This is a genomic window from Streptomyces cyanogenus (assembly GCF_017526105.1).
GTDB classification, from domain to species: Bacteria; Actinomycetota; Actinomycetes; order Streptomycetales; family Streptomycetaceae; genus Streptomyces; species Streptomyces cyanogenus.
Window position 1 is genome coordinate 529,124 of record NZ_CP071839.1, and the last position, 18,374, is coordinate 547,497.

The following is an 18,374-nucleotide window of genomic DNA, read 5'->3' on the forward strand; positions in this document are numbered from 1 at the left end:
GCGGCCGGCCGGGGGGAGGTCCTAGGAGGGCGTGAGCGGCAGGTCGTCGGTGTAGGCGTTCACCGGCTGGGCGATGGGGGTGGCGTCCCGGACATCGAGCGCCGCCTCGGCGGTCCTGGTGCCGAGGGAGCCGCGCGGGTGCCAGGTGCCGGTCACCGCCAGCCAGGTGTCGGCGGGCGGCGCCTCGGTGCCGTACATGCGCACCTTGACCGTCTGGGAGTCCGCCGCGCAGCAGGTGAAGATGATGCGGGTCAGGTACCAGCCGCCGTCCTCGCCGGCCGGCGTGACGAAGCCCGTCAGCCGGACGGTGCGGTGCCCGACGGCCCGGCTGCGGTCCTGCTGGACCCGTCTGGTGAAGTCGGTGAGGGTCAGCGGCAGCGGCGAGGTCGCGGGCAGCGGGGCGAAGCCCTTCTGCACGGCGACGGGTTTGCTGTTGGCGCGGGCCGCGGTGTACGCGCCGAGCGCGGGCGGGGCGTACAGCAGCAGGCTGAGCGCGGGCAGGAACAGCAGCCAGGCGACGCGCGGGGTGCCGGTGTGGTCGTGGCCGTGCTCGTGACCGGGGTCCCCGGACGGGTGGTGCCGGTCCCGGGCGGCCGCTCCCGCGAGGCCGAGCAGCAGCAGGATCACCCCGGACGCGATGAGCAGCGGGCGCAGTCCGGGCTTGACGTAGCGCAGGTAGGTGTCGGTGAAGAGGGCCACGTGCAGCAGGCCGATGCCGGTGAGTGTCAGGAGCAGGGTCTGGGCGGGGCGTTTCACAGCAGCGCTCCTCCGGTCAGGACGCTCGCGGCGATCGCCACGACGGTGGTGGCCGTGGAGAACCGCCAGGCGAAGGCGCGGCCGAAGGTACCCGCCTGCAGGGCGATCAGCTTCAGGTCGACCATCGGTCCGACCACGAGGAAGGCGAGCCGGGCGGTCGGTGAGAAGCCGGTGAGGGAGGCCGCGACGAACGCGTCCGCCTCCGAGCAGACGGCCAGCAGCACGGCGAGGGCGGCCAGGAAGAGCACCGAGAGCCAGGGCGAGCCGGAGAAGGTGTCGAGGACGGAGCGCGGCACGGTGACGTTGAAGGTGGCGGCGGCCATGGCGCCGAGCACCAGGAAGCCGCCCGCGTGCAGGAAGTCGTGCTGGAAGCCGAGCCGGAACTCGGTCCAGCGGCTGTGTCCGTGCCGGTGGCCGGTGTGCCGGTGGCGCAGCAGAGGGCGCAGCCACTCCTCCCTGCCGAGCCAGAGCCACAGCCAGCCCATCACGGCCGCCGTGGCGAGGGAGGCGAGCAGCCGGGCGGCGACCATCGCGGGGTTGCCGGGGAAGGCGACGGCGGTGGCCGTGAGCACGACGGGGTTGATCGCCGGCGCGGAGAGCAGGAAGGCGAAGGCGGCGGCCGGGGTGACGCCGCGGCGGATCAGGCTGCCGGCGACCGGGACGGAGGCGCACTCGCAGCCCGGCAGGACCGCGCCGGCGACCCCGGCGACCGGTACGGCGAGGGCTGCCCGCTTCGGCAGGACTCTGGTGAACAGGTCGGCCGGCACGAACGCGTTGATGGCACCGGACAGGGCGGTGCCGAGGAGCAGGAAGGGGAGCGCCTGGACGGTGATGGCCAGGCAGACGGTGCGCCAGGCCTGGACGGCCGGATCGTCGAGCCACTGTGTGCCGGCCAGCAGGAGCACGGCGGTGGCGGCGGCCGTGCGCGCGAGGGCGGCGCCGAGCGGCCAGGGCCGGATACGGCGCACGGCCGGGCCGAGGGGTACGGCCGCCACACCAACCAGTTCATCCGTTTTTTCCATGTTCACTCCGGATGTCGGTGTCCGGCCGACGATAAGCGAGGGAGACGGCCCGGCCGTGCGTACACGCCGCCCCGGGGGCGAGCCGGGCCCCGCAATGCGCTCCATCGGTGGCTCTTCTCACAATCCGGGCGAATCCGGGCCGAAGGTGACCGGTGCCACGTCGCCGGGCGCGCGCGGTGGCTACGTTCGTGACCCATGTCCTCCCGCCCCTCCCGCACCGCGAGCAAGGCCGGGGCTCTGCTGGCCTCGGCATCGGCCCTGCTCTCCGCCGGCCTCCTGTACCCGGCCCCGGCCGCGGCCGCCACGACCGCATCCTCCGGGCACACCCCGGCGCACGCCACGGCGGCCGTACTCGACCTGGACGGCGCCGGCGGCGCCCCTGTGCTGCACGGCGAGGACCGGGCGTACGACACCGCCAGCATCGTCAAGGTCGACATCCTCGCGGCGCTGCTGCTCCAGGCGCAGGACGCGGGACGGCAGCTCACCGCGCGGGAACGGAAACGCGCCGAGCCGATGATCCGGCGCAGCGACAACGCGGCCGCGGACGCCCTGTGGCGGCAGATCGGCCGGGCCTCCGGGCTGGCGGCGGCCAACAAGCGCCTCGGGCTGACCTCGACGACGGGCGGGCCGGGCGGCAAGTGGGGCCTGACCCGGACCACAGCGAGCGACCAGATACGGCTGCTGTGGGCGGTGTTCGGCACCGGGGGCACGGTGCGCGCGGGCTCCGGCGGGCTCGACGCGCGGTCCCGCGCCTATGTCCGGACCCTGATGAGCCAGGTCGCACCCGAGCAGAGCTGGGGTGTCTCCGCGGCCGGCACCGAGGACTCCGGGCGGGCCCTGAAGAACGGCTGGCTGGAGCGGAACACCACGGGCCTGTGGGACGTCAACAGCGTCGGCCGGGTCACGGTCAAGGGACACCGGTACCTCGTCGCGGTCCTGTCGGACGGCAGCGCGTCCATGGGCGACGGCGTGTCCCTGGTGGAGCGGACGGCCCGGGCCGCCGTGACCTGAGGGAAGCGGGGAGCAGCGGCGGACAGGGGCCGGAGCACTGGTTCAAACCAGCGCTCCGGCCCCTGTGACACGTCTGTGACAGTCGGCGGACAGCTTCATGCAGTACGGCAAGCAATCTGGTGGAACAAGGGCAAATCGCCCTAACCGGACAGCCCCCCAGCCGTTCCGCCGGAGGAATCACCATGAGCGCCATCCTCGCCCCGTCGCACACCGAAGCCCCCGCCCCCGCGCTGGCTCCGCGCGAGCGGGAGACGCTCCGGCACATCGCCGCCGGCCGGACCTACCTGCAGACGGCCCGCCACATGGGACTGTCCACCCACACCGTGGACGCCTACCTGCGCCGCATCCGGGCCAAGTTCAACATCACCAACACCGCCGAGCTGACCCGCATGGCCATCGCCCTGGGTCTGTGAGCCGCGGGCGCCCGGCGCGCCGGGCGACGGTGGCAGGATGCCCGGATGGATCTGATCTTGCGAACGGCCGGCGCACTGCTCGGGACCGAGCTGTCCGACCCGGTCGACCTGGGCGGCAGCCGCCGCAGCTCCGTCCTGCGCTGCCGGACCGCGGCGGGCGGCACCGTGGTCGTGAAGGCGTTCGGCAGGGAACCGGAGGCGCTGCGTTCCTTCGCCTCGGAGGCCGCCGCACTGTCCCTCGGCGCGGGACCGGCCCTGCTGGGTGTGGACCCGGACACGCCGCTGCTGGTGATGGAGGACCTGGGAGCCGCACCGACACTCGCGGACGTACTGCTCGGCGACGATCCGAAGGCCGCGACGGACGGCCTGCTGGCCTGGGCCGGCGCACTCGGCCGGCTGGCCGCCGGCTCGGTGACCGGACACGCCGACTTCACCCGGCTGGCGGCCCGGTTCGACCAGGGTGTGCCCTCGGGGCCGGACGACCCGTGGATCGAGCGCTGCACCGCCGGACTTCCCGCCCTGCTCGCGCAGTCGGGGGTCGACGTGCCGCCGGACCTGGCCGATGAGCTGGCCCGGATCGGCGCGGCGGCCCGTGACCGCTGTCCGGCGTTCACGCCCGGCGACACCTGCCCGGACAACAACCTGCTCACGGCGGACGGCCTGCGCCTGATCGACTTCGAGAGCGCGACCTTCCAGTCGGTCTTCCTGACCGCCGCCTACTGCCGGATGCCCTTCTCCACCTGCTGGTGCGTCTTCCGGCTCCCCGCGGACCTGGCCCGGAAGGTCGAGCAGACCTATCGCGCCGAGGTCGCGGCCGTCTATCCGGAGCTGGCCGAGGACCCGGTGTGGCAGGCCGGGCTGCGCGCGGCGATCGCGCTCTGGACGGTCCACGGGACCGTGTACCTGCTTCCCCATGCCGGCGAGGACCGGCCCATGCACCGGAGCCGGCGCCCGGTCCCGACGGTGCGGCAGCTGCTGCGGCACCGCTGGGAGACGGCGCGCACGCTCACGGAGTTCCCGGCGCTGGCCCGCACCATGGAGCTGCTGCTGGACGGCCTCGCCCGTGACTGGCAGACCGCCCCGCTGCCGGAGTATCCCGCCTTCCGGAACCGCGGGCCGCGGGAGCCGGGCGAGGGGGGCGGGGCGCCCTAGGGGCTTTTCGGCCGCCGTGGAAGGGGCACGCGGTCGGGGTACGACTTCCGACCGGAGGGGCGGTACCACGATGGCCGAGTACGAGCGTTCCCGCACCATGCCCGCACAGCCCGAGCACGTCTTCGACCAGGCGGCCAACGTCGGCCAGCTCGACGCCTGGCTCCCGGACGCCCTGCACGTGGACGTCGAGGAGCCGCCCGCCGTGACCGTGCACGAGGACCGCTCCGGGCAGGACATGCCCGCCCTGCTGCGCTCCGAGCCGGACCAGATGCGCCTGGAGTGGGGCACCCGGGAGCAGGGCAGCTACACCGGCTGGCTCCAGGTGGCGGGCATCGGCAGCGGGGCCAGCGAGGTGACCGTGCACCTGTCCTTCTTCGACGAGGGCCACGATCCGGGCGAGCAGGTGGTGAACGACGCCCTCGACGGGAGCCTGCGCAGGCTGGAGGATCAGGTGCGGCTGCGGGTCGACAACGCGGGCGGCTCAGCTGCCGCGCCTGCCGCGCGCCGGCCTCCGCGGGAGGTGCTCGGACCCGCGGCTGGGCCCGGGCGGGACGGTCGCGCACTCAGACGCTGGTCAGCGTCTGCGGCGACGGTTGTTTGATCATCGTGTCGGTCCAGCGGATCTGGCGCAGGGTCCGCGGGTGGCAGTCGCTCGCCAGGGCGAGGAGCCGTCGGTCGCCGCCCGCCTGCCCGGCCTGGGCGACCATCTCCCAGTGCACGGAGTTGCGGGTGGCCGCCAGGTGCAGTCCCCCGGCGTTCGCCGCCGGGGACCGCGAAGGCGCCTCCACACCCCCGTCGCCGGTCAGTAGCCGGACCCCAGCCGCTGGGTCGAGTAGGCGCACTCGGTGTAGATGTAGCCGGACCTCAGCCTGGCGGTGTCCGAGGCCGGGGTCGCGGTGCCGCCGCCGTTCGGCTTGTGCACGAAGTAGGTGGTGCCGACGGGCAGGCTGATCGTGCGCTGCGGGTAGTTCCTGCTGCTGTCGCGGCAGGGCTTGAAGGTCTTGAAGACCGTCTCCGCGAACGAGTACGCCTTGCAGCCGCCGCAGCCCTTGAGGGTGAAGCTGCCGGTGACCGGGCCGGTGTACAGGACGGTGATGTCGTCCGGGCTGTCGTTCTTGACCGTGACGGAGATGCTGCCGCCGGAGGCCGTGGTGGGCAGCTTCTTCCCGGCCGCGGGGAGCGTCTGGGCGACCTCGGCGGCTATGGCGACCTTCTCGGCGCGGGCCCGGTTCCTGTCGTGCTCGTGGTCGGCGGCGAACTGCTCCATGGTCTTCTGCGCCGCCGCGAAGTCGCCGTCCTTGTACTGGTCGACACCGCACGCGTAGGTTCCCGAGCCGCCGCTGCGGCCGGCCCGGCTCGCGGTCTTCGCCAGCCGTCCGTCCGCGTCCCGGGCCGAGCCGGCCAGGTCGCCGATCCGGGTGTCGAGGTCGCGCAGCCGCTCGACGGCCGCACAGGGATCGTCGCCGTCGACGGCCTTCTCCTGCTTCGCCACCGCCGCGTCGACGGCGGGCACCACCTTGGCCGCCGCCCCGGACCGCGGGAAGGTGTCCAGCAGGTCGCCGAAGCGGTTCACCCAGTCCCCCTCGCCGGCCGCCAGGGACTGCTCCCCGCACGCGTACAGGGCGTTCGCGAGCCGGTCGTCGGGCCAGCCGGCCAGCGAACCGAGCTGCTCCTCGGGCATCGTGTCCGGCACGGTGCGGAGGTACTTCAGCGGCTCCACGGCGTCGCAGTACCGGCCGTGGCCGTAGGCCGCGCCGACGGTGGTGTAGTAGGTGCGCAGGCTGTCGGGGACCCTGCGGGCCGCGCGGGAACCGGAGTGGTCCACGGCGATGTCGCGGTAGACGTCGAGGGCTCTTCGGTAGTCCGGTGTGGCGGAGCCGAAGGACCGCCGGCCGCTCTCGGCCACCAGGTCGTCGGCGCGCTCCAGGCGGCCGAGCAGCGCTTGTTCCACGGCTTCCTCGTGGGCGTCCTGGTACCAGAGGGCGCCGCCGGCGGGTAGGGCGAGCAGCAGTACGCCCAGCAGCAGCGCCAGGGGCGCCCTGCCGGGCCGGGCGAGCCGGGTGCGCAGTCCGGCGAACCCGCCGTGGACGGTCGCCGCCAGCAGGAGCACGGCGTAACCGGCGAGCGCCGCTCCGGGGACGCCGTCGGCGTCCGCCGGGAGCGCCACGAGCAGCAGCGCGGCGGTCGCCGCCCAGCAGACGGCGGTCGGCACCCAGCGGCGCAGGAGCGCGTAGCCGAGGCCGAGGCCGCTCAGGTTGAGCAGGGCGACCGCGGCGGCCCGCCAGGGGTCCGGCGGAGCGGGCGGCGGACCCGCGGGCCGGGGTGGCGGCGCCGACGGCATGGGCGGCAGCGGCGGTCCGCCGTACCCCTGGTTCGGACCGTACGGACCTCCGGACATGATGGCTCCCCCCGGTCAACTGCCCCTGCATGTCTGCGGATCCGCAGTGTACGGGCGCGGGAGCGAGCCCGACAGAGGCCCGAAAGCAGACCCTTTCCTACACAACCCTTATTTGCCTCATGCCCTATTTGTCCGATTATCCTGGGCGGCCTTGCCGGGCCGACCGAGCGGCCCGCTGATCCCGACGAGGAAAGGGGCGACGAGGCATGCGCGGGGCATGGTGGTCCGCTCTGCCGGCACGGACGCGGCGCCTCGGCCGCACCCACTGCGCCGAGGCCGCCCGGGCGACCGTGGCCGCCGGGCTGACGTGGCAGACCTGTACGGCACTGCTGCACACGCCCGACCCGTACGCGGGGGCCGTCGCCGCACTGCTCATCGTCGAGACGACGGTGGTGCGCACGGCCTCCGCCGCCCTGCGGTACGGCGCGGGCTGTCTGCTCGGCGTGCTCGTCGCCGTACCCGGCGCCTTGTACGTCCGGCCCGGCATGGCGGGCCTGGCCCTGGTCGTCTTCGCCTCCGTGCTGCTCGCCCGGCGCGGGTTCCTCGGGCACCACGGGATCCATGTGCCGACGACCGCGCTGATCACGTTCGCCCTGGTCCGGGGCCGGCACCCCGGCGAGCTGGTCTCCCACCTGGCGGAGATCGTGCTCGGCATCGCGTTCGGCCTGGCGTGCAGCGCGCTGCTGCTCCCGGCCGTGCGGGTGCGGTCCGCCGAGCGGGCCCTGGAGGAGCTGCGGGTACTGGTGGCCCGGTATCTCGACGGACTGGCCGACACGGTCGTGGGCCGCGGGCGCCCCCGGGACGTGCTCGGCCCCGCGTGGGAGCAGGACCTCGACCGGGCCCTGGAGCACGCCCGCACGGCCGTGGACGAGGCGCACGAGAGCCTGCGGTGGAACGTACGGCCGGCGGCCCGGCACCGGCGCTGGCACCTGGACCGCCGGGTGCTGCGGACGTTGTCCGAGGTGGCGCGCGAGCTGACCGCCACGGGCCGACTTCTCGACGCCCACCCGATGGCGGCAGGCACCTCCGGTCCCGGCACCGCCTTCGCGCAGCCGTACGCCCGGCTGCTGCGCACGACCGCGCTGTGCGCCTACTCCTGCCGGGGCGGCCGGCCGCACCCCGCCCTGCCCGCGACCCGGCGGGCCCTGACCCGGCTCGGCACCGCCCGCCGCGATCCCCCGGCCACCGGCGCCGAGGCCGGCCGCCTGCTCCGGCACCTGGAGTCGGCCCTGTCCTGCCTGTCGGCGCCGGCGCCCGCCCCACCCGTCCGCACCCACCGGGCCCTCGGCCCGCTACGGCCCACCTCGCGACGATGACCCACACCACTGCTGCGCACACCACCCCTCAGCCCCGTACCCGCACCGGTCCCCGGCGCCCGGTCCGGACCCCGATCCGCCGCCTCACCCGGTCCCGTGTCCTCCTCGCGGCGGCCCCCGTCACCCTGATGACGGTCGTCGCCCTCACCGATCTGCTCACCCCCGACTGGCTGCATGTGTCACCGGTGATGGCCGCCGTGCCCGTGCTGGCCTCGGTGTTGCTCCCGCCGTGGGCCACGGCCTCCCTGAGCTGTGCGGCGCTGGCCGTGACCGCCCTGCTCCAGGCCGACGCCGGGCAGTGGGGGCGGCCCGACTCCGACGTCGTGCTGTTCACCCTGTTCGTGGTCGGCCTGACCTCGATGGCCGCCTGTTGCCTGCGCGGGCGCCGGGAACGCCAGTTGCAGCAGGTCCGCTCGGTGGCGGAGACGGCACAGCGGGCGCTGATGCACCCCCTCCCCCACCGGATCGGTTCGCTGGCCCTGCGCGGGGTGTATCTGCCGGCCGAGTCGGAGGCGCGGATCGGCGGCGACTTCTACGAGGCGCTGCACACGCCGTACGGCACCCGGATCCTGGTCGGCGACGTCCGGGGCAAGGGGCTGCCGGCCGTCGGGGCCTCCGCCGCGCTGCTCGGCGCCTTCCGCGAACTCGCCTACCGGGAGCGGTCGTTGACGCGGATCGCCGAGCGTCTGGACGAGCGGGCCCGGCGGCAGATCGCCGCCGTCGACGGCATCCTGGAGGAAGGCCGGACGGACAGCGTGCTGTTCACCGAGCGGTTCGCGACCGCGCTGCTGGTGGAGTTCCCGCCCGGCGAGCCGGTGGCCCGCCTCGTGCACTGCGGGCACCCCGAGCCGTTCCTCGTGCGCGCCGGGCGGGTGCACGGCGTGCTCCCCGACCAGCCCGGTGCCCCGCTCGGCCTCGGCGACCTGCTGGATACGCCACCGCCCGTCCAGACCCTGCCGTTCGGCCGGGGCGACCGGCTGCTGCTGTACACGGACGGGTTCATCGAGGCCCGGGACCGGCGCGGCCGCTTCCTCGACCTGACCGCCCGCGTCGAGGCGCACGCCGGCCGGCCCCTGGAGGCGATGGTGGCCGGTCTGCGCCGCGACCTCGTCCGCCATGTACGCGGCGACCTCGGCGACGACGCGGCACTGGTGGCACTGGAGCGACTGCCCGGCCGACCGGACTCCCCGTGCTCCCTGCCCCGGCACACCGGCCCGTGAACGGGTCCCCTGCCGGGCTGCCCCCGCCGGCGCGGACCGCGTCCGGCCGGACCCCCTGGCGCCTCCGTACGCCCGAACAGCCGCAGGGTTCCACTGTCCGGCCCAATGACGGTGCGCCTGACGGGCGGGCGAGCGCGACTGGTGTGACCGTGGGGAGAGGGTCGGCGATCACCAGTGGCGAGGAGAGGGCATGGCTAACGGAGTCGGCGAGGGCTGTGCGCAGCTGAGTGCCGTGGCGGACGCCGTGCTCTACGAGGGGTACCTGCTGTATCCCTACCGCCGGTCCTCGGGGAAGAACCGGGTCCGCTGGCAGTTCGGGGTGCTGCTGCCCCGGGACTGGGTGGAGCAGGACGGACCGGTCAAGCCCGGGGTGTCGGGCTCCGCCGACTCCTGGTACCAGCAGACCGAGTGCCTGCTGGTGACCCACCGCGCCGACGCCGCCGTACGCGTGCGGGTGCGGTACCTGCAACTCCAGCGCAAGCAGGTGGAGGCGGCCGACGGGGACGGCGGGCATCGCCCGGTGGAGTCGCTGCGGACCGCCGACGGCGTCACCCACCTGTCGTTCGAGGAGGCGGTGCCCCGCGAGACCGAGCTGGTGCTGCCGCTGGCGGAACTGCTGCGGGAAGCGCGGACCGCCGCCGTGGGTGCGCCGGCCGGCACGGAGTACGAGCCGCTGCCGGAGGGCGCGGGGCGGACCGTGCGGCGGCGCCGGGAGGTGCGGGCTCAGACGACGGTCGTGGCCGAGCCGCTCGGGCCGGAGCTGTACCGGCTGCGGGTGCGCACCGAGAACACGGCGGCAGCGGCCGGTCCGCGACTCCCGCGCAGCGGGGTGCTCGGGCAGGCGCTGCTGGCCACGCACACCCTCCTCGCCGCCGACGGGGCCGAGTTCGTGTCGCTGATCGACCCGCCCGCCGGCCTCGCCGAGCAGGTGCGCGGCTGCCGCAACGCGTTCACGTTCCCGGTGCTCGGCGGGACACCGCCGCAGCCGGCGGGCGACGACGGCGCGACGGGAGCGTCCCTGCTCTCCGCGCCGATCATCCTCCCTGACCATCCGCAGGTGGCCCCGGAGAGCCCGGGCGACCTGCACGACGCGGCGGAGATCGACGAGATCCTCACGCTGCGCACGATGCTGCTGACCGACGAGGAGAAGGCCGAGGCTCGGGCCACCGATCCGCGGGCCGCGCGCATCCTCGACCGGGTGGACACCATGCCCCGGGAGGTGTTCTCCCGGCTGCACGGCGCCATCCGCTCCCTGACCCCGGCGCAGCGCCCGGCTGCCGGGCGGCCCGCCTGGTGGCAGGAGGGCGGGGACGACGGGCTGTCCCCGGCCACGGACACCGTGCTGGTGGACGGGGTGCCCGTGGGCGGCGGCAGCCGGGTACGGCTGCGTCCGCGCGCCCGGGGTGCCGACGCCCAGGACATGTTCCTGGAGGGACGGACCGCGCAGGTGGCCGCGGTCTTCCACGACGTGGACGGCAGCGTCCACCTGGCCGTCACCGTGGACGACGATCCCGCCGCCGAACTGCACGACTGGTACGGCCGGTTCCACTACTTCCGCCCCGATGAGGTGGCACCGCTCGACCGGGCCGAGTGCGCCGCGTCGGCCGCCGCCCACGACCCCGTCCGAGACCGGCTGCAACGGAGGCCGCAGACATGACCACACAGAGCGGTACCACGGAAGTCCAGGGCGAGCCCAGCAGGGCCGAGGCACGGGAGGGCTTCGACGAGATCACCATCCTGTGGATCTCGGAGGGCATGAGCTGCGACGGCGACACCGTCTCCCTCACCGCGGCCGGCCAGCCCTCCATCGAGGACGTCGTGCTCGGCCTCATCCCGGGCCTGCCGAAGGTGAACCTGGTCAACAAGGTGCTCTCGCCGAGCCTCGGCGGGGAGGACTTCCTGGCCCCGTACCGGGCGGCGGCCCGCGGTGAGCTGGAGCCGTTCATCCTGGTCATCGAGGGCTCGATCCCGAACCAGAACATCATCGAGGGCGACGGCTACTGGACCTCGTTCGGCAACCACCCGGACACCGGTGAGCCGCAGACGCTGAACGAGTGGATCGACGACCTCGCCCCCCGGGCCTGGGCGGTGGTCGCGGCGGGTACCTGCGCGACGTTCGGCGGCATCCACGCGATGGCCGGCAACCCGACCGGCTGTATGGGCCTCGCGGACTACCTGGGCTGGGACTTCAAGGCGCGCTCGGGGCTGCCGGTCGTCAACGTGCCGGGCTGTCCGATCCAGCCGGAGAACTTCATGGAGACCCTGGTCTGGGTGCTCCAGCACGCGGCCGGTGGCGCTCCCCCGCCGCCGCTGGACCACATGCTGCGTCCGCAGTGGCTGTTCGGGAAGACCGTCCACGAGGGCTGCGACCGGGCCGCGTACTACGAGCAGGCCGACTTCGCGCGGGACTACAACTCCCCCAAGTGCCAGGTGAAGGTCGGCTGCTGGGGTCCGGTCGTCAACTGCAACGTGCCCAAGCGCGGCTGGATGGCCGGCATCGGCGGCTGCCCGAACGTCGGCGGCATCTGCATCGGCTGCACGATGCCGAGTTTCCCGGACGCCTTCATGCCGTTCATGGACGAACCCCCGGGCGGCACGCTGTCCACGATGGTGATCAGGCCGTACGGCGCGGTCATCCGCCGGCTGCGCGGCCTGACCAACGACATGGTGAACCACGAGCCCAGGTGGCGCCACAACAAGCGCAAGCTGACCAGCGGTTACGACCCGCACTGGCGTGCCTGACGCCGTCCGTCCGCATTCCGCCACCGATCCGCGCAACCCGAACAGCGAGGGGCAGTACCGCAGATGACCACCACCGAGTCCCGGCCCACAGAACGCAAACCCGCTCAGCTCGTCGACATGTCCTGGGACCCCATCACCCGGATCATCGGCAACCTGGGCATCTACACGAAGATCGACTTCGCCAACCGGGAAGTCGTGGAGTGCCACAGCACCTCGTCGCTGTTCCGCGGCTACTCGGTGTTCATGAAGGGCAAGGACCCGCGGGACGCCGGGTTCATCACCTCGCGGATCTGCGGCATCTGCGGCGACAACCACACCACCTGCTCCAACTACGCCCAGCAGATGGCCTACGGCGTCAAGCCGCCGAAGCTCGCCGAGCACATCACCAACCTCGGCGAGGCGGCGGAGTACATCTTCGACCACACGATCTTCCAGGACAACCTGGTCTTCGTGGACTTCTGCGAGGCGATGGTCAAGGCCACCAACCCCGGTGTCCTGGCCCGCGCCGAACGCACCGCCGCACCCCGCGGGGACATCCACGGCTACCGCACCATCGCCGACATCATGAAGGCCTTCAACCCCTTCGAGGGCGAGGTCTACAAGGAGGCGCTGAAGGTCAGCCGGATCACCCGGGAGATGTTCTGCCTGATGGAGGGGCGGCACGTGCACCCCTCCACGCTGTACCCGGGCGGGGTCGGCACGATGCCGCAGCCGAACACCTTCACCGACTACCTCAGCCGCCTGATGCGCGTCATCGACTTCATCAAGAAGGCGGTGGCCATGAACGACGACGTCTTCGACTTCTTCTACGAGGCCCTGCCGGGGTACGAGGAGGTCGGCAAGCGCCGGATCCTGCTGGGGTGCTGGGGTGCCTTCCAGAACCCGGACGTCGTCGACTACCGCTACGCGACGATGAACGAGTGGGGCCGGGCGATGTACGTCACGCCGGGCGTCATCGTGGACGGGCAGCTCGTCACCAACAACCTGATCGACATCAACCTCGGCCTGCGCATCATGCTGGGCAGCTCGTTCTACGAGGACTGGGTCAACGAGGAGCCGTTCGTCACCCACGACCCGCTCGGCAACCCGGTCGACATGCGTCACCCGTGGAACCAGACCACGGTGCCGGTGCCGCAGAAGCGGGACTTCGAGGGCAACTACAGCTGGGTGATGAGCCCCCGCTGGTACCACCCGGCGACCGGCGAGCACCTCGCCCTGGACACCGGCGGCGGCCCCCTCGCCCGGCTCTGGTCGACCGCGCTGAGCGGCCTCGTCGACACGCCGTACGTCAAGGCCACCGGCGGTGCCATCCGCATCACCCTGCCCAGGGGCGAGAAACTGCCGGAGACGACGCTGGAATGGCGCATCCCGAAGTGGAGCAACACCCTCGAACGGGACCGCGCCCGGCCGTACTTCATCGCCTACGCCGCCGCCATGGCGCTGCAGTTCCTGGACGAGGCGATGGGGATGCTGCGCAACGGCGACACCAAGGTGTACGAGAACTTCGAGGTGCCGGACGAGTCGATCGGCTGCGGCTTCCACGAGGCGGTGCGCGGTGTCCTCTCGCACCACCTGGTGATCCGCGACAAGAAGATCGCCAACTACCACCCGTACCCGCCCACCCCGTGGAACGCCAGCCCGCGCGACATCTACGGCACCCCGGGACCGTACGAGGACGCCGTCCAGGGCCAGCCGATCTTCGAGGAGAACGGGCCCGACGACTTCAAGGGCGTCGACATCATGCGCACCGTCCGCAGCTTCGACCCCTGTCTGCCGTGCGGCGTCCACATGTACATGGGCAAGGGCAAGACCCTGACCACCGTGCACTCGCCGACGTACGGAGCGAACCATGGCTGACACCGCGGTACGGCTGCCGGACCCGGCGGTGGAGGCGCGCCTCGCCCGGCTCGACGAGGTGCTGGCCGGTCTGGAGACCGTGCCCGGCCCGGCACTGGAGGCGGTGCGGCTGCTGACCGAGGTCTACGGCGAGGCCCTCGCCCGGGTGCTGGACCTCGCGGAGCAGCCGCTGCGGGAGCAGCTGGCCGACGACGAGCTGCTCGGGCACCTGCTGGTCCTGCACGACCTCCACCCGGAGCCGCCCGAGCGCCGGGCCGCCCGCGCGGTGGAGAAGCTGCGGCCGGCCGTGCGCGAGCGCGGCGGCGACCTGGAATGGGCCGGCGTCGAGGGGCGCGTGGCCCGGGTGCGGCTGAGCACCGGCGGCGGCTGCGGTTCGGGCTGCGGTGGCGGCTCGGGCGACGCCCTGGAGGCCGTGCGGGCCGCCGTCCTGGCGGTGGCGCCGGAGCTGGAGTCGGTCGAGCCGGTCGAGCCGGTCGCCGCGGAGCGCCGGCCGGCCCCCGCGTTCGTACCGCTGAGCACGATCAAGCGCCGGGCCGTGCCCCAGGAGGCGAGGTGACCGCGCACGGCGCGCTCGCCCGGGTGATCCGCTCCGCCGCCGACCGGGCGGTGCGGGACGAGACCGAGGTCTGCGAGCTGTGCGCCGCCCGTGTGGCCGCGGAACACCCTCATCTGTACGACACCGGGGCCGCCGAGGTGCGGTGCGTGTGCGGACCCTGCTCGGTGCTGTTCGCCGACGGCGGGGCGGGCGAGGGCCGCTACCGGCTGGTGCCCCGGCGCCGGCTGCGGCTGCCGCCCGTGGACACCGGGGTGCTGGGTGTCCCGGTGGGGCTGGTGTTCTTCGTGCCGCGCTCCGACGGCACGGTCACCGCGCAGGGCCCGAGCCCGGCGGGGGCCATGCGGTGGGAGGTGGACGCGGCGGCCTGGCAGCGGCTGGCCACCGCGGTCCCGCAGCTCGCCGACATGACTCCCGATGTCGAGGCGCTGCTGGTGAACACCGTGCGCGGTCTCGACGAACACTGGATCGTGCCGGTCGACGACTGCTACCGGATGATCGCCCTGGTCCGCCGCGAGTGGCGGGGCCTGTCCGGTGGCGGCCGCCTGTGGCCGGCCGTAGAACAGTTCTTCAGGGAGCTGACCGAGCGGTCGTGAGGGACCGGAAGGAGACCCGAGATGGGCAGCATCCGAGTGGGCCGCCCCCAGGCGAAGCCCGACACGCCCACCCACGTGCGCGGACTGCACCAGGGGAACAAGGGCCCCTACAAGCAGCAGCAAGGACACCACGAGGACGGCAGCTCCGACGCGCGCCGCTCCACCGGTATCCACTGGAAGCGGCATGACGCCCTGGTGAAGGACATGCCGAACATCTCGCCGGGATGAGGGAGCAGAAAGTGACCGTCATGAACATGGGCATGGGCATGAGGAGACGAAGGACCGTACGGCGGGGACTGACCGGACGTCAGCTGCTCGCGGCCCAGGCCGCGGTGGTGGGCAGCCTGGCCGCGGCCGTGTTCGTCCGGGAGCTGCCGGGCATCGTGCGCGAGTTGCGGATCTACCGGATGACCGGGGGCCTGCGCGCGGGCCACCGGTATCCGTGAGGCCGGCGTGCACGAGCTGTCGATCGCGACCGCGATCGTGGAGCAGGCGGCGGAGATCGCCCGCGCGGACGGCGCGGACGCCGTGTCGTCGGTGACGGTCCGGGTCGGTGAGCTGGCCGGTGTCGTCCCCGACGCGCTGCACTTCGCCTTCGAGGTGGCCCGCGACGGCACGGCCCTCGCGGGCGCCCGCCTGATCGTGGAGCAGGTGCCGGCGCGGGCCTGGTGCGGCGGGTGTGCCGAGGAGTTCGCGGTCGGCATGCCGCCGTTCTTCTGGTGCCCGCGCTGCGACCGGCCGTCGCAGGAGCTGCGCGGTGGGAGGGAGCTGGAGATCACGGGGGTGGCGGCGGTCCCGGCCCCGGCCTGACGGCGGGGCCGGGGGCGGTTCAGCAGATGCGGGGCAGCTGTTCGCCGAGCGGCAGGTCCAGCACCCGGGTGCCGCCGAGACCGGTGGCGACGACCACCATGCCCGGGTGGTCGGCCACGCACTCGCCGATGCGGGCCGCGCCGGCGCCCTGCGGGTGGGCGCGCATCGCCGCCAGGACGGCCTCGGCGTGCTCGGGGGGCACGAAGGCGACCAGCCGGCCCTCGTTGGCGACGTACAGCGGGTCCAGGCCCAGGAACCCGCAGGCGTTCGCGACCTCGTCCGGCACCGGGATCGCCTGCTCCCGCAGCCGTACGCCGGTGCCGGAGGCGCGGGCGATCTCGTTCAGGGAGGCGCCGAGGCCGCCCCGGGTGGGGTCGCGCAGTACATGGACGTCCGGGGTGACCGCCAGCATGGCCGCGACCAGGTCCGCGAGCGGCGCGGTGTCGGAGGTGATCTCGACGCCGAACTCCAGGCCCTCCCGCACGCTCATGACGGCCACGCCGTGCAGGCCGATCGGCCCGCTGACGATGACGGCGTCGCCGGGCCGGGCGCGTTGCGGGCGGATGTCGACGCCCTCGGGGACGAGGCCGACGCCGGCGGTGGTGATGTAGACACCGTCGCCGTGCCCGGACTCGACCACCTTCGTGTCGCCGGTGGCGATGGTGACGCCGGCCGCCTCGGCCGCCGCGCCGACGGCGCGCGCCACGCGCTCCACGACGGCCAGTTCCACGCCCTCCTCCAGGATGAAGGCGGCGGACAGGTACGCGGGCCGGGCGCCGCTCATCGCCAGGTCGTTGACGGTGCCGTTGACGGCGAGGTCGCCGACGCTGCCGCCGGGGAAGAACAGCGGCCGTACGACGTAGGAGTCGGTGGAGAGGGCCAGCCGGGCGCCGCCGAGGCCGAGGACGGCCGAGTCGGTGAGGGCGGCCAGGGTGGGGTTGCCGTAGGCGGGTGCGAAGACCTGCTGGATCAGCTCCGCCGACAGGGCGCCGCCTCCGCCGTGGCCCATGACCACGACCGGCTGGTCGCGCAGGGGGGCGGGGCAGGTCCAGTTCGCGGGGTCGACGACCGCCTCGGGGGATTCGGTGGCGAGGTCAGCCAACGGGGTTCATCTCCTCCCGCGGGATCCGGGATCCCTCGGTTGCCGGGGTGTCGGTCATCCTGCGGTACAGGTAGTAGGCCGCGCAGGCGCCCTCGCTGGAGACCATGGTGGCGCCGAGCGGGGTGCGCGGGGTGCAGGCCGTGCCGAACGCCGCGCAGTCGGTGGGTTTGATCAGTCCCTGCAGGACCTCGCCCGCACGGCACGCGGCGGGTTCCTCGGTGCGGATGCCGGTGACGTCGAAGCGGTGTTCGGCGTCGTAGGCGCGGAAGGCGTCCGTGAGCCGCCAGCCGCTGTCCGGGATGCGGCCGATGCCCCGCCAGTTGCGGTCGGTGACCTCGAAGACCTCCTCGATCATGCGGACGGCCGCCGGGTTGCCCTGCTCCCGCACCGCGCGGGGGTAGGCGTTCTCCACCCGGTGCTCCCCGCGTTCCAGCTGGTGGACGGCGCGGCGGATGCCTTCGAGGATGTCCAGCGGCTCGAAGCCGGTGACGACGACCGGGACGCGGTGCTTCTCGGCGAGGTCCGGGTACTCGGCGGTGCCCATCACGCTGCACACGTGCCCGGCGGCGAGGAAGCCCCGCACCCGGCAGGCGGGGGCGGTCATGATGGCCTCGATCGCCGGCGGGACCCGGACGTGGGACACCAGCAGGCTGAAGTTGGCCAGGCCGAGCCGGCGGGCCTGGTGCACGGCCATGGCGTTGGCGGGGGCGGTGGTCTCGAAGCCGATGGCGAAGAACACCACCTGCCGGTCGGGGTTCTTGCGGGCCAGGTCCACGGCGTCCAGCGGCGAGTAGACGACCCGGACGTCACCGCCCTCGCCCTTGACCCGGAACAGGTCCCGGCCGGTGCCGGGCACGCGCAGCATGTCCCCGAAGGAACAGAAGATCACCTCGGGGCGCGCGGCGATCGCCAGGGCCTTGTCGATCACGTCGAGGGGTGTCACACACACCGGGCAGCCGGGGCCGTGGATCAACTCCACTTCGTCCGGGAGCAGTTGGTCGATGCCGTGGCGGATGATGGAGTGGGTCTGGCCGCCGCAGACCTCCATCAGGGCCCAGGGCCGGGTGACCGTGGACCGGATCTCGTCCAGCAGCCGGCGCGCCAGTTCCGGGTCGTTGAACTCGTCGATGTACTTCACCGGGCCTCACTTCCGCTCTCCTGCCGTGCCGCCTGCTCCCAGGCGTCGCCGAACTCCTCCTCCAGCAGTCCGAGCTGCCCGAACAGCTCCAGGGAGGCCCGGGCCGACTCCTCGTCCAGGCGCTGCAGCGCGAAGCCGACGTGGACGATGACGTACTCCCCCACCCGGACGTCGGGGAGGTACTCCAGGCAGGCCTGTTTGCGTACGCCGCCGAAGTCGATCAGGCCGGTGAGCGGGTCGGCGCTGTGGTCGATGGACACGACCTTGCCGGGCACTGCCAGACACATG

General features: G+C 73.4%; 19 protein-coding genes and 1 pseudogene. 14 read left to right on the forward strand and 6 right to left on the reverse strand.

Annotated elements, in window-relative coordinates; genetic code table 11:
- Positions 1-21 precede the first annotated feature (21 nt).
- Entirely contained in the window at positions 22-756 is a 735-nt protein-coding gene (locus tag S1361_RS02265) for a TIGR03943 family putative permease subunit (protein WP_208030164.1), read from the reverse strand.
- Positions 753-1,778, reverse strand: a complete 1,026-nt coding sequence (locus S1361_RS02270) for a permease (RefSeq protein WP_243769045.1) — start codon at positions 1,776-1,778, stop codon at positions 753-755. The genes S1361_RS02265 and S1361_RS02270 overlap by 4 nt, the downstream gene beginning before the upstream one ends.
- Positions 1,779-1,973: 195 nt before the next feature.
- Between S1361_RS02270 and S1361_RS02275 the strand changes: the two genes are divergently transcribed.
- From S1361_RS02275 to S1361_RS02290, 4 genes and pseudogenes are all read left to right on the forward strand, one after another.
- Positions 1,974-2,789, forward strand: coding sequence for a serine hydrolase (locus S1361_RS02275; RefSeq protein ID WP_208030165.1), 816 nt, complete (start codon positions 1,974-1,976; stop codon positions 2,787-2,789).
- 182 nt (positions 2,790-2,971) lie between these two features.
- Positions 2,972-3,202 carry a response regulator transcription factor gene (locus tag S1361_RS02280; RefSeq protein ID WP_208030166.1) on the forward strand — a complete coding sequence of 77 codons (231 nt, stop codon included), beginning with the start codon at positions 2,972-2,974 and terminating at the stop codon, positions 3,200-3,202.
- A 45-nt stretch (positions 3,203-3,247) separates the two neighbouring features.
- Complete coding sequence (locus tag S1361_RS02285; protein WP_208030167.1) at positions 3,248-4,354, forward strand: phosphotransferase family protein; 1,107 nt, start codon at positions 3,248-3,250, stop codon at positions 4,352-4,354.
- A 70-nt stretch (positions 4,355-4,424) separates the two neighbouring features.
- Positions 4,425-4,835, forward strand: a pseudogene (locus S1361_RS02290) (SRPBCC family protein); the annotation flags it as partial.
- 82 nt (positions 4,836-4,917) lie between these two features.
- Here the strand turns inward: S1361_RS02290 and S1361_RS40220 are convergent.
- Entirely contained in the window at positions 4,918-5,343 is a 426-nt protein-coding gene (locus S1361_RS40220; RefSeq protein ID WP_425087964.1) for a hypothetical protein, read from the reverse strand.
- Positions 5,344-6,958: 1,615 nt separating this feature from the next.
- Here S1361_RS40220 and S1361_RS02305 point away from each other — a divergent pair.
- The 10 genes from S1361_RS02305 to hypA all read left to right on the forward strand — a co-directional run bounded on the left by S1361_RS02305 (position 6,959) and on the right by hypA (position 15,846).
- On the forward strand, positions 6,959-8,068 hold the full coding sequence (locus S1361_RS02305) for an FUSC family protein (protein WP_208030169.1): 1,110 nt from the start codon (positions 6,959-6,961) through the stop codon (positions 8,066-8,068).
- Positions 8,065-9,288, forward strand: coding sequence for a PP2C family protein-serine/threonine phosphatase (locus S1361_RS02310; protein ID WP_208030170.1), 1,224 nt, complete (start codon positions 8,065-8,067; stop codon positions 9,286-9,288). Before S1361_RS02305 ends, S1361_RS02310 begins: the two co-directional genes overlap by 4 nt.
- A 190-nt stretch (positions 9,289-9,478) precedes the next feature.
- Positions 9,479-10,945 (forward strand): hypothetical protein, encoded by a 1,467-nt coding sequence (locus S1361_RS02315; RefSeq protein WP_243769046.1) that lies wholly within the window; start codon positions 9,479-9,481, stop codon positions 10,943-10,945.
- A complete protein-coding gene (locus S1361_RS02320; protein WP_208030171.1) occupies positions 10,942-12,030 on the forward strand; it encodes an NADH-quinone oxidoreductase subunit B family protein in 1,089 nt (362 codons plus the stop codon). The genes S1361_RS02315 and S1361_RS02320 overlap by 4 nt, the downstream gene beginning before the upstream one ends.
- Positions 12,031-12,093: 63 nt before the next feature.
- The gene (locus tag S1361_RS02325) at positions 12,094-13,887 is read left to right on the forward strand and encodes a nickel-dependent hydrogenase large subunit (RefSeq protein WP_208030172.1); all 1,794 of its coding nucleotides are present in this window, start codon (positions 12,094-12,096) and stop codon (positions 13,885-13,887) included.
- Positions 13,880-14,443, forward strand: a complete 564-nt coding sequence (locus tag S1361_RS02330; RefSeq protein ID WP_208030173.1) for a NifU family protein — start codon at positions 13,880-13,882, stop codon at positions 14,441-14,443. Before S1361_RS02325 ends, S1361_RS02330 begins: the two co-directional genes overlap by 8 nt.
- Positions 14,440-15,036: a DUF5947 family protein gene (locus S1361_RS02335; protein ID WP_208030174.1), complete on the forward strand. Its 597-nt coding sequence runs from the start codon at positions 14,440-14,442 to the stop codon at positions 15,034-15,036. Before S1361_RS02330 ends, S1361_RS02335 begins: the two co-directional genes overlap by 4 nt.
- A 21-nt stretch (positions 15,037-15,057) precedes the next feature.
- On the forward strand, positions 15,058-15,264 hold the full coding sequence (locus S1361_RS02340) for a hypothetical protein (RefSeq protein ID WP_030340675.1): 207 nt from the start codon (positions 15,058-15,060) through the stop codon (positions 15,262-15,264).
- 20 nt (positions 15,265-15,284) lie between these two features.
- The gene (locus S1361_RS02345) at positions 15,285-15,482 is read left to right on the forward strand and encodes a hypothetical protein (protein ID WP_243769483.1); all 198 of its coding nucleotides are present in this window, start codon (positions 15,285-15,287) and stop codon (positions 15,480-15,482) included.
- Positions 15,483-15,489: 7 nt separating this feature from the next.
- Positions 15,490-15,846: a hydrogenase maturation nickel metallochaperone HypA gene (gene hypA, locus S1361_RS02350; RefSeq protein ID WP_208030175.1), complete on the forward strand. Its 357-nt coding sequence runs from the start codon at positions 15,490-15,492 to the stop codon at positions 15,844-15,846.
- Positions 15,847-15,865: 19 nt separating this feature from the next.
- On the opposite strand, the gene hypE is transcribed toward hypA, so the two are convergent.
- The 3 genes from hypE to S1361_RS02365 are packed head-to-tail and all read right to left on the reverse strand — an operon-like array spanning position 15,866 to position 18,373.
- A complete protein-coding gene (gene hypE, locus S1361_RS02355) occupies positions 15,866-16,948 on the reverse strand; it encodes a hydrogenase expression/formation protein HypE (RefSeq protein ID WP_279577599.1) in 1,083 nt (360 codons plus the stop codon).
- Positions 16,941-18,086: a hydrogenase formation protein HypD gene (gene hypD / locus S1361_RS02360; RefSeq protein WP_208030176.1), complete on the reverse strand. Its 1,146-nt coding sequence runs from the start codon at positions 18,084-18,086 to the stop codon at positions 16,941-16,943. The genes hypE and hypD overlap by 8 nt, the downstream gene beginning before the upstream one ends.
- Entirely contained in the window at positions 18,083-18,373 is a 291-nt protein-coding gene (locus S1361_RS02365) for a HypC/HybG/HupF family hydrogenase formation chaperone (RefSeq protein ID WP_208030177.1), read from the reverse strand. The genes hypD and S1361_RS02365 overlap by 4 nt, the downstream gene beginning before the upstream one ends.
- Position 18,374 lies beyond the last annotated feature (1 nt).